Annotated in this window: 11 protein-coding genes and 2 pseudogenes; 4 read left to right on the top strand and 9 right to left on the bottom strand. The window is 68.3% G+C overall.

Going from position 1 to position 10536, the window contains the following annotated elements; translation table 11 throughout:
* Both NKF06_RS17895 and NKF06_RS17890 read right to left on the bottom strand, forming a co-directional pair.
* Positions 1-189: pseudogene (locus tag NKF06_RS17895) on the bottom strand (ATP-NAD kinase); the annotation flags it as partial.
* Positions 190-324: 135 nt separating this feature from the next.
* Positions 325-1632 carry a M28 family peptidase gene (locus NKF06_RS17890; RefSeq protein ID WP_253246183.1) on the bottom strand — a complete coding sequence of 436 codons (1308 nt, stop codon included), beginning with the start codon at positions 1630-1632 and terminating at the stop codon, positions 325-327.
* A 201-nt stretch (positions 1633-1833) separates the two neighbouring features.
* Here NKF06_RS17890 and NKF06_RS17885 point away from each other — a divergent pair, with 201 nt between their 5' ends.
* Together NKF06_RS17885 and NKF06_RS17880 are read left to right on the top strand one after the other, a co-directional pair.
* A complete protein-coding gene (locus tag NKF06_RS17885) occupies positions 1834-3000 on the top strand; it encodes a thiolase domain-containing protein (RefSeq protein WP_253246182.1) in 1167 nt (388 codons plus the stop codon).
* Complete coding sequence (locus tag NKF06_RS17880) at positions 2997-3377, top strand: OB-fold domain-containing protein (RefSeq protein ID WP_253246181.1); 381 nt, start codon at positions 2997-2999, stop codon at positions 3375-3377. Before NKF06_RS17885 ends, NKF06_RS17880 begins: the two co-directional genes overlap by 4 nt.
* A 14-nt stretch (positions 3378-3391) precedes the next feature.
* Here NKF06_RS17880 and NKF06_RS17875 read toward each other — a convergent pair whose 3' ends face one another.
* From NKF06_RS17875 to NKF06_RS17845, 7 genes are all read right to left on the bottom strand, one after another.
* Positions 3392-3535: a hypothetical protein gene (locus NKF06_RS17875; protein WP_253246180.1), complete on the bottom strand. Its 144-nt coding sequence runs from the start codon at positions 3533-3535 to the stop codon at positions 3392-3394.
* 72 nt (positions 3536-3607) lie between these two features.
* Positions 3608-4534: an alpha/beta hydrolase gene (locus tag NKF06_RS17870; RefSeq protein ID WP_253246179.1), complete on the bottom strand. Its 927-nt coding sequence runs from the start codon at positions 4532-4534 to the stop codon at positions 3608-3610.
* An 86-nt stretch (positions 4535-4620) separates the two neighbouring features.
* The gene (gene meaB, locus NKF06_RS17865) at positions 4621-5688 is read right to left on the bottom strand and encodes a methylmalonyl Co-A mutase-associated GTPase MeaB (protein WP_058828051.1); all 1068 of its coding nucleotides are present in this window, start codon (positions 5686-5688) and stop codon (positions 4621-4623) included.
* A 2-nt stretch (positions 5689-5690) separates the two neighbouring features.
* On the bottom strand, positions 5691-6110 hold the full coding sequence (locus NKF06_RS17860; protein ID WP_008092303.1) for a cobalamin B12-binding domain-containing protein: 420 nt from the start codon (positions 6108-6110) through the stop codon (positions 5691-5693).
* Between the two features lie 57 nt (positions 6111-6167).
* Entirely contained in the window at positions 6168-7994 is a 1827-nt protein-coding gene (locus tag NKF06_RS17855) for a S9 family peptidase (RefSeq protein WP_253246178.1), read from the bottom strand.
* Positions 7995-8033: 39 nt separating this feature from the next.
* Positions 8034-8756 (bottom strand): hypothetical protein, encoded by a 723-nt coding sequence (locus NKF06_RS17850; protein WP_253246177.1) that lies wholly within the window; start codon positions 8754-8756, stop codon positions 8034-8036.
* Positions 8757-8769: 13 nt separating this feature from the next.
* Positions 8770-9027 carry an MTH865 family protein gene (locus tag NKF06_RS17845; protein WP_058565845.1) on the bottom strand — a complete coding sequence of 86 codons (258 nt, stop codon included), beginning with the start codon at positions 9025-9027 and terminating at the stop codon, positions 8770-8772.
* Between the two features lie 152 nt (positions 9028-9179).
* On the opposite strand from NKF06_RS17845, the gene NKF06_RS17840 reads away from it, so the two are divergent.
* Both NKF06_RS17840 and NKF06_RS17835 read left to right on the top strand, forming a co-directional pair.
* Positions 9180-10226, top strand: coding sequence for a M42 family metallopeptidase (locus NKF06_RS17840; RefSeq protein ID WP_058828047.1), 1047 nt, complete (start codon positions 9180-9182; stop codon positions 10224-10226).
* A gap of 144 nt (positions 10227-10370) precedes the next feature.
* Positions 10371-10536 (top strand): annotated as a pseudogene (locus NKF06_RS17835) (halocyanin); the annotation flags it as partial.

Below are 10536 nucleotides of genomic sequence, written 5' to 3'. Positions count from 1 at the left end.
CGACCACGGTGCGCCGCAGTCGACGGGGACGACCGGGCACGACCACTCGGAGCCGAGTGCGACCGTCGAGAGCGCCGACTCGCCGACGGCGACGACGGCGTCCGCGTCGGCCGGCTCCGGTTCGACCGACGCACCGGCCGCTCTGACGGCGGTGGCGACCGAGTCGTCACCGACGATACCGAATCTCATCGTCGTCCACCTGCGGCGAGCCCCCGTAGCATCGTCCCGTGCTACGCCGCCGCGAATAAAAGCCCTCGTGGTTCGGTCCGGCGATGGGCGGCGCGGGCCGGGCGGGCCGGATGGGTACTGTGAGTCGCCGACGCCTCAGAACGGCCAGTCGCCGGTGACCTTCATGCCTTCCGCTTGGTCTTCGGCTTCGAGCGCCGCCGCGATGTCCGCCGGGTCGGCGTGGGGTATCTCGCGGTCTGCGTCGGCGAGTTCGACGGTCAGTTCCGTCAGGAGAATCGCTTGCTCGCGGAGCGTCCGCGACTCCAGTTTCTCGATGGTGTCGGCGTGGGTGTGGCCCCAGCCGCGGCCGCGGCCTTCCTGCTCGCTACCGACCATGTACGCCGGGACGCCGTGAGCGACGAACGGCCAGTGGTCGCTGTGGGGGAGCTGTTCGGGGAGCGTCGAAACGTCGTGGTCGAACCGCTCGGCAACCGTCTCGGCGGCGGTTTCGAGTTCGTCGAAGCCGTGAGTCGTGAGCTTGAGCGTCCGCCCGGCGACGACGCCGTCGTTGTTGACGATGGCTTTCACGTTCGCCCGGTCGTCGCCGAGGCGGTCGGCCTCGTACTCGGAGCCGACGAGGCCGACTTCCTCCGCGCCAAAGCAGACGAAACGGATGCGCGTGTCGAGTTCGTCCTCGCGGGCGGCGAGCGCGCGGGCGACCTCGACCACCATCGCAGTGCCCGCGCCGTTGTCCATCGCACCCTCGGCGATGTCGTGGGCGTCGAGGTGGCTCGTGACGAGCACCTCCTCGTCGGTGTCGGGGCCGAGTTCGGCGTGGACGTTCCCGCTTTCGGCCGCGGGCGTCTCGCAGGTCACGTCGACGGTCACCTCGTCGCCGTCGAACCGGCGGCGGAGGCGCGCGCCGACCTCCTTGCTCACGCCGACCGCGGGGATGTCCCCGATAGGCGCTTCGGCGGTGCCGACGCTCCCCGTGGGCGGGAGTTGGCCGGGGACGTGGTTGGCGAAGACGAACGCGGCCGCGCCGGCCTCAACGGCGTAGTAGTACTTCTCGCGGCGGTGGATGAAGCGGTCGTAGTGGTCGGGTACCGTCGTGGAGACGACGACGACCTTCCCCGAGAGGTCGCGGTCGAAGTCCTCGGGCAGGCCGTAGCCGAGGTCGACCAGTTCGCCGCTCGCGGTGCCGGCGGGACTGCGCGGGAGCGCGATGCAGTCCTGCGTGGTGTTGGCGGCGTAGACGGCGCTGTCGCCGCGTTCCCAGCCCTGAATCTCGAAGGGGTCGATGCGAGCGTTGCGCGCGCCGACGCGTTCGAGGGCGTCTCGGGTCGCCTCCATCGCCTCGCGCTCGCCCGGCGAACCGGCCATTCGGTTGCCGATGTCGACGAGCGTCTCCAGGTGGTTCCAGCCGACCTCGCTGGTGAACGTGTCGCCTATCCAGTCACTCATAGTGGACCGTCTCGCGGGGCCGTGGTAACCGTTGCGATGAGTCGAAAACTCGGAGGAGATGTGGTGGTGAAATCGACCGACACCGGCGAGACACCCGCGTCGAGGCGTCGCGGCCGCGAGAGCGAGCGAACGGGTGCGAATCGTGGTTCGGTTCACAGACGAACGGCAGGTTCAAGGACCATCTATCACGTACGTTCATTCATGACTGACGTGCGAATCGCCGGGGTCGGGCTGACGAAGTTCGGCAGTCACCCCGAGCGAACCGGCCGCGACCTGTTCGCGGAGGCCGCCCTCGCCGCCCGCGAGGACGCCGGCGTCTCCCGCGACGACTACGAGGAAATCTTCTACGGCAACTTCATGGGCGAACTCGCCGAGAAGCAGGGCCATCAGGGGCCGGTCATGGCCGAGGCCGCCGGCCTCGACTGCCCCGCGACCCGCTACGAGCAGGCCTGCGCCTCCGCGGGCGTCGCCTTCCGGCAGGCAGTTGCAACGATTCGGAGCGGCGCGGCCGACGTGGTCCTCGCCGGCGGCATGGAGCGCATGAACAACCTCGGGACCGCCGAGGTGACCCAGTCGCTCGCCATTGCCGCGGACGAACTGTTCGAGGTCCGCGCGGGGGTCACGTTCCCTGGCGCGTACGCGCTCATGGCTCGCGCGTACTTCGACGCCTTCGGCGGCGACAGCGAGGATCTCGCGCACATCGCGGTGAAGAACCACGCCAACGCGATGCAGAACGACTACGCGCAGTTCCACCGCGAAATCACGGTCGAAGACGCGCTCGAAAGCCCCGTCGTCGCCGACCCGCTCACTCTCTACGACGCCTGTCCCATCACCGACGGCGCGAGCGCGGTCGTCCTCGTCAGCGACGACTACGCCGAGCGCCACGGCCTCGAAGCACCCGTCACCGTCACCGGGTCGGGACAGGGCGGCGACAAGGCCGCGCTCCAAGACAGGCCGCACCTCGCGCGGACGCCCGCCGCGACGAAAGCCGCCGATGCCGCCTACGCGGACGCCGGAATCGCCCCCGACGACGTGGACGTGGCCGAGGTCCACGACTGCTTCACCATCGCCGAGGTGTTCGCGCTCGAATCGCTCGGCCTCTACGGTCACGGCGAGGGAGTCGGCGCGGCCGCCCGCGGCGAGACGACCCGCGACGGCGACCTCCCGGTGAACCTCTCGGGCGGTCTCAAGGCGAAGGGTCACCCCGTGGGTGCGACGGGGACCGCCCAAATCGTCGAGATGACAAAACTCCTCCGCGGCGACCACGGCAACAGCGACGCCGTCCCCGACGCTCGGGTCGGCGTCACCCACAACGCGGGTGGGACCGTCGCCAGCGCGGTCGTCCACGTCCTGGAGGTGGACCGATGACCGACACCGGCTACGACGAGTGGCTGGCCGCAATCGCGGACGGGGAGGGCTACTACCTCGCGTGTCCCGACGGTCACGGCTCGCTCCCGCCGCGGCGCTCCTGCCCGCACTGCGGCGCGGCCGAGTTGACGGCGGAACCGCTCCCGGAGACGGGCGAGATACTCACGTTCACCGAGGTCCACGTCCCCGCGCCGAACTTCGCCGACGAAGCGCCCTACGTGACGGCCATCGCGTCGTTCGGCCCCGTCAAACTCACGGGCGTCGTTCGCGACCTCCCCGCCGACGAGGTCGACCTCGGCACGACCGTCTCGGTCGGCGTGGGCGAGAACGCGACGACCGACGAGCAGTTGCTCGTGTTCCGGCCCGCGAGCGAGTAGCGCCGCGCGGTCAATTACTCGTCGCTCGCCTCGAGGGCCTCCAGCGGCGAGCGCCAGCCGAAGACGTACGAACCGAGGAGCCACGCCCAGAATCCGACCGCGAGGAGCGCGATGGCTCCGTACAGGAACAACGAGAACAGCGACAGGGAGTCAAACATCGGTTCAGTTCGGGGGGTTGGGTCGGGTTGTGTCGGTTCGGCTCGTGGTCGCGGCCGCGGCTTCGGCCCCGTTCAGTCGAGGGCGTCGCGGACGGTGTCGACGAAGGCGTTCGGGAACTCGACGTGCGGGAGCAACATCGCGTCGTCGAAGACGACAAGCGTGCAGTCCGCCGCGTCCGCAAGGTCTCGACCCCGCTTCAGTGGTGTGATGTCGCTCTCGCGGCCCCAGACGAGCGTCGTCGGCACGTCGAGGTCTGACAGCGCCGCCGCGAGGTCGATGTCGGTGTTGAGGTAGCCGGAGATGAACGACGCCGGCGCGAAGCGCGCGCCCTCTTGGTGAGCGGTGCGCCACTCGTACTCCTGCCACTCCTCGCCCGCCTTCTCGGGGTCGTAGTAGCCGTGGTCGGCGTTGAAGTAGCGAATCGACGGTCGGGAGGCGATGACGTTGAACAGCGCCTCGCCGACGACCGGCGCGCGGACGAGTTCGCGGAGCCACTCCTTGGGGTCAGGACCGCCGCGCGACGTGGGACAGACGAGGACGAACCGCGAGACGGACACGTCGTCTCGCTCCGCGGCGGCGACGGTGTAGGCCGCGGTGAGCGACGAGGCGACGACCGCGGGGTCGTCGTACTCGGCGAGGAAGTCGCCGACGAAGTCCTCGTAGAGCGCGGGCGAGTAGTACAGCGCCGGCCGGTCCGAAAGCCCGAACCCGGGGAGGTCGGGCGCGACGACGTGGTAGTCCTCGGCGAGGGCCGAGAACACCTCGCGGAACTCGCCGGACGACCCCGCGGCGTTGATACCGTGGAAGAGGACGAGCGTCGGGTCGTCCTCGTCGCCGGCTTCGACGTACGACACGTCCATGCCGCGCCAGCGATACGTCCCGTGGTTTCCGGAGAGCGGCGGTTCGAGAGGGCCCACGCGTTTCGAGAGGGCGGCGTTGGTCGCGGCGGCGAGACCGACGCCCGCTGCGGCCAGTCCGATGGCTCGTCGGAGTTTCATGTCACGTAGATGGTGCGCGGTGGCCTTAATTCGCCCGCCCGTGGCGGGGTGACGGGCGGGACCTCCTCGCCCGCGCCCGGGGCGTCTCAGTCGTCTCGCCCGTCCAAACACTCCCGGAACGGTTCGAGCACGTCTTCGGCGACCGCGTAGGGGTCAGTCTCCTTTTCCACGACGGCCTCGGCGAACTCGTCGACTCCGCCGCGTCGGTCGAGTTCGGCTTCGAGGAGTCGGTTCACGTCGCTTCGGAGGAGCTGTCGAATCTCCTCTCCCGCGCGCTTGCGGGCCTTCTCCGCCAACTCGCCGGAGGCGTCGAGGTAGTCGCGGTGCTCGTCCAGCGTCTCGACCAACTCGTCGATTCCCTCGCCGGTCGTGGCGACGGTTTCGAGGACCTGCGGCGTCCAGACGAGGGGGTCGTCGGGAGCGTCCGACGCCTCGGCGTCTGCCGACTCGTCATCGAACGCGTCGGCCCCGTGGTGGCCCGTGTCGAGGTTCGCCCGCGGGTCGTCGCGGAGGTGAATCATCTCCTGCAGTTCGGCGACGGTGCGCGACGCGCCCTCCATGTCGGCCTTGTTGACGACGAACAGGTCACCGATTTCGAGGATGCCCGCCTTGAGCATCTGTACGTCGTCGCCGCTGCCGGGTTGGACGAGGACGACGACCGTGTCCGCGGTCTTCACCACGTCCACCTCGTTTTGCCCCGCGCCGACCGTCTCGATGATGATGCGGTCTTTCCCGAAGGCGTCGAGCGCCTTCACGGCGTCCGCGGTGGCGGTCGAGAGCCCGCCGAGCTGACCGCGGGCGCTCATCGACCGGAAGAACACGTCCATGTCGCCGACGTTCGAGGCCATGCGGATGCGGTCGCCGAGGACGGCCCCGCCGGTGTACGGCGAGGAGGGGTCCACGGCGATGACGCCGACCGTCTCGCCCTGGTCGCGGTAGTACTTCGCCAGTTTGTCCACGAGCGTCGATTTGCCGGCCCCCGGGCTACCCGTGATGCCGACGACGGACGCGTCGCCCGTGTGCGCGTGGAGTTCCGAGACGATGTCCCGGTAGCCCGGCGACTGCGACTCGATTTTCGTGATGGCGCGTGCGAGCGCCCGGTGCTCGCCGTCGAGGAGCCGCTCGACGAGGTCGGATTCGACCGCCCGGCTCATCGTCACGCTCGCTCGGGCGCGTTTTCCTTCACGAAGTCGATGGTCTCCTGCATCGGCGTGCCGGGGCCGAAGATGGCGTCGACGCCCTGTTCGAGGAGCCCCGGCCGGTCTTCTTCGGGGATGATGCCGCCGACGATGACGAGCGTGTCGTCGAGCGCGCCGTACTCTTCGAGGCCGGCCATCACCTTCGGGACGAGCGTGTTGTGCGCGCCGGAGAGGATGGAGATACCCAGCACGTCCACGTCCTCTTGGACCGTCGCCTGGATAATCTCGTCCGGGGCCCGGTGTAGCCCCGAGTAGATGACTTCGAATCCCGCGTCGCGGAAGGCGCGAGAGATGACGTGTGCACCGCGGTCGTGGCCGTCCAGTCCCACCTTGGCGATGAGACACCGGATCGTTCGCTGTTCGGAGTCCGCGCTCATAGACGGGGATTCGATGTCCCGCGCTTTGACTCTAACGGAAAATAAGGCAGGTCCGGCTCAGTCGTCAGCGGCGGGCGCGCTCCGGACGTACTCGTCGAGGAAGTCAGCTATCTGGGAGTACGCCTCGATGCGGTTCTCCAGTTTGGAGAAGCCGTGACCCTCGTCGTCGAAGATGAGTTCGCGGACGTGGGCGTGTTCTCTCGCCTCCTCGACGAGTTGGTGGGCCTCGCTGACCGGCACTCGCGGGTCGTTCTCGCCGTGGAGGACGAAAAGCGGCGCGCGAATCTTCTCGACGTTGTTAATGGGCGAGATGGATTCGAGGAACTCGCGGTCGTCTTCGAGCGAGCCGTACTCGGCCTCGCGGAGTTCGCGCCGCCAGTCGCCCGTGTTTTCGAGGAACGTCACGAAGTTCGCGATGCCGACGATGTCGACGCCGGCGGCCCACAGATCGGGGTACTCGGTCATCGCCGCGAGCACCATGAACCCACCGTACGAGCCGCCCATGGCGACGATTTTGTCGGGGGCGACCGCCGGATGGTCGTGGAGCCACTCGACGGCGGCCTCGATATCGGCGACGGAGTCCATCCGCTTTTCCACGTCGTCGAGGTGGCCGTAGGCCTTCCCGTAGCCCGCGGAGCCGCGGACGTTCGGCTCGAAGTAGGCGTAACCCCGCGAGAGGAAGTACTGCTTGACCGACGAGAACGACGGCCGGCGCTGGGACTCCGGCCCGCCGTGGATGTCCACGATGACGGGCGTCTCGCCCTCGGGAGACTCCTCGGGAAGCGTGAAGAACGCCGGGATATCCCGGCCGTCGAACGTCGGGTACCGGACGAGTTCGGGCGGCACGAACGTATCGCGGGGGATACCCGCCGTCGCCGCGAGCGTCCACCGCTCGGCGTCGCCCGTGGCCAACTCGACCACGTAGACGTTGGCGGTGTCGGCGCTGGCGGTGACGGTGACCGCGGCGCGCTCGCCGTCCGGGGAGAACGAGACGCCGCCGGCGACGCCGTTCGGCAGGTCGGGTTGGGGGAGCACGTCGATGCGGTCGGGCGCGGTGAGTTCACCAAAGGTGAGTTCCGTGTACCCCTCGACGTTCCGCGAGTAGACGAGTCGCCGCGAGTCGTGGTCGATACTGATGCCCTCCAATTCGTGGTCGCCGCCGGTCTCGACGGTCGTGAACGCTCCGGAGGCGAGTTCGTAGCGGACGAGTTCCAGCGTGTCGCTCCCGCGGTCGGTCACCATGTAGACGTTCTCGCCGTCGGGACCCCACTCGGGGCTCTGGAAGCGGACCGTCCCCTGATGCGGCGTGAGGTGGGTCAACTCGCCTGTGGCGAGGTCGAGGACGGACACGTCCTGGTCGAAGTTCGAGTACGCCTCCTGGACGATAAGCTTCGAGTCGTCAGGTGAGAAGCCGCCGACGGTGAGCCAGCCGTCGCCCTCGTGGACGAGTTCGGCGTCGGTGCCGGTCCCGTTTCGGGCCTGCACGTACACGTCGAACACGGCGTTGTCGCGGCGGTTCGAGGTGAACGCGAATCGCTCGCCGTCGTGGCTCCAGCCGCCCCAGCGGTGCTTGGCATCCGGGTGTTCGGTCAGGTTCTCGATGACGCCGGTGTCGGGTTCGAGCCGGAACAACTGCGCGCGCTCGTTGCCGCCTTTGTCCATGCCGAAGGCGAGTTCGAGGCGCTCGGGCGACCACGAGGCGAAGGTGACGCGCTCCTCGTAGAACGTCCGCTGTTCGGGCCACGCGCCGGGCGAATCGACCGTCCAGACCTGCGGGACGCCCGTCGTGTCCATGAGGAACGACAGGCGCTCGCCGTCGGCCGAGAAGGACGCGCCGTAGGCGCTCCTGATGTTCAGGTAGCGCTCGATGTCGTACGTTCGCATACCTCGAATTGCCCCGGCGACGAGAAATCGGTTTGGGTGTCAGAAGTCCGAAAGCCGGGTGTCCTCGCGGTCGGTCCAGCCGCGCATCTTCGCGTAGGCCTCGGGGTTCGTCGGCACGCCCTCGGTGTTGAGCAGGCGCTCGGGGTACAGTTCGAAGGCGATGCCGATGAGTTGGTACTCCAGTTCTTCGAGGTACGGCCGCGTGTCGGGGTACGGCCCCTCCGTGCCGACCGCCCACGGCTCGACCCAGAAGTACACCGGCTCGCGGAGCCGCGGCGGATCGGTCGAAGCGAACAGCGCGTCCAGCCAGCGGTCGTACTTCCCCGGCCCGTCGTCGCGGAAGGCGGCCGACGAGAGGTCGCCGAAGTGGTAGTAGTTCCCGTAGCCCCAGCGCGCGAGTTTGCCGTCGTTGGTGTCGACGTTCTTCAGGTTGCTGTTGAGGTCGGTGCCGGACGCGCCGAACTTCCCGCACTTGCCGAGGTATCGGGGGACGACCTCGTCGCCGTCGAGAGTGTACATCATGTAGACGAGCCCCTCGTAGCGGCCCTCGCGTCGGTCGTAGTCGGCGACGACGCGACCCCCGGCCTCGCGGAGCCGACGCTCCATGCGCTCGCCGCGGCGGAGCGTCCGCCGGCCGGAGCGGCCGTACGCGATGGTCTCGACGGTCCCGTCGGCGTCCGTCTCGAAAAGTGAAATCGGGTCCGCGGCGTCGACGAACCGGTCGACGAAGCGGTCCCAGAGCGCGCGTTTCGTCTCGGTCACGCGACGACCGAACTCAGATCATGTCTTCGGCCTTGAGGCCGGCGATGATGTCGTCGACGAGGCTCTCGGGGTCCTCGTACGGGAAGTCCTGGTGCTTGCCGAGTTTGGCGGCCAGCTCCATCGCCGTGATGGTCACGTCGTCGGCCTTGAACTTCGTGCCCGGACCGTTCGGGAGCGCGGGGACGAGAGACATCTGGTTCTTCACGGGGAAGTCGGCGTTCGCGAAGGCGTCCATGAACTGCTCGCGGAGCTGAGATTCGGTGTCGGACATACCGTGTACCTACGTAGAGAGGTGGAAAAGGGTTCCGGAACAATAATGAATATATTTAGAGTTCTTTGCGAGACGGCGCGGCAACCCGTCGAGTGTCGGCACGGTCGCCCGGGACTGATGGACTTATCTACAACGGCAATTCATGCACTCGCATGGACTTCGACTTCGACCGCCTGAAGCAGCTCACGGAGACCAGCGGCGTCCCCGGCTACGAGGACCGAATCCGCGCGCTCGTCCGCGAGGACCTCGAGGAGACGACCGACACCGTCCGGGTCGACGCGATGGGCAACGTCGTCGGCACCATCGAGGGCGAGGGCGACTACGAGGTCGCCGTCGCCGCCCACATGGACGAAATCGGCTTCATGGTCCGCCACGTCAACGACGAGGGCTTCCTGCAGCTCGACGCCCTCGGCGGCTGGGACCCCCGCGTCCTGAAGGCCCAGCGCGTGACGGTCCACGCCGAAGACGAGGACTTCACCGGTGTCATCGGCTCGGTCCCGCCGCACACGCTGACTGAGGAGCAGAAGAAGAAAGAGCCGAAAGTCGAGGACGTGTACGTCGACCTCGGCCTGCCCGCCGAGACCGTCGAGGAGACCGTCTCCGTCGGCGACCTCGTGACGATGGAACAGACGACCGTCCGCATGGGGAACCACGTGACGGGAAAGGCCATCGACGACCGCGTCTGCCTGTTCGCTATGCTGGAGGCCGCCCGGCGCATCGAGAACCCCGAGGTGACGATTCACTTCGCCGCCACGGTCCAAGAGGAAGTCGGCCTCCGCGGCGCGCAGGCGCTCGGCGTCGACCTCGACCCCGACCTCGCGCTCGGTCTCGACACCACCGTCGCCAACGACGTGCCCGGCTTCGACCCCGCCGACCACGTCACGAAACTCGGCGAGGGCGCGGGCATCAAGCTCAAGGACTCCAGCGCCATCGCCAACCCGAAGGTCCACCGCCGCCTCCGCAGCGTGGCCGAGGACAACGACATCGCCTACCAGCTGGAACTGCTCCCCGCGGGCGGCACCGACACCGGCGGCTTCCAGAACAGCTACGGCGCGAAGCCCGTCGGCGCGATTTCGATGCCGACGCGCTACCTCCACACCGTCACCGAGAGCGTCCACGAGGACGACGTGGTCGCCTACATCGACCTCCTGACGGCGTTCCTGGAGAGCGAGACGGGCGAGTTCGACTACACGCTGTAGGCGGCCCCGTGAGGCTGCCCCTGTAGGCGACCCCCGTCGGCGCGGCCGACATCGCGGGGACACCCCCTATATCGAGGCGCGGCACCCCCCGACCGGCGGACGAGAACCAAAGTATTCACTACAGGCCCACACCAAGCGGCGGACATGACCGACGGCAACGCGGATATGTCTCGGCGGGCGTTCCTCGGGGCGGCCGCTGGCGGCGCGGCGGTCGCCGCCACTTCCGGCACGGCCGCGGCGCAGACGGAAGAACCAGACTTCGGTGGCTACCTCGACGGCATCGACGGAGGCTACGAAGACCTCCGCGGTC

The sequence above is a fragment of the Haloferax sp. AB510 genome (genome assembly GCF_024136985.1).
Lineage (GTDB): Archaea > Halobacteriota > Halobacteria > Halobacteriales > Haloferacaceae > Haloferax.
Note: the sequence above shows the minus strand (reverse complement) of the source record. Positions and strands in the feature narration are given on the sequence as shown.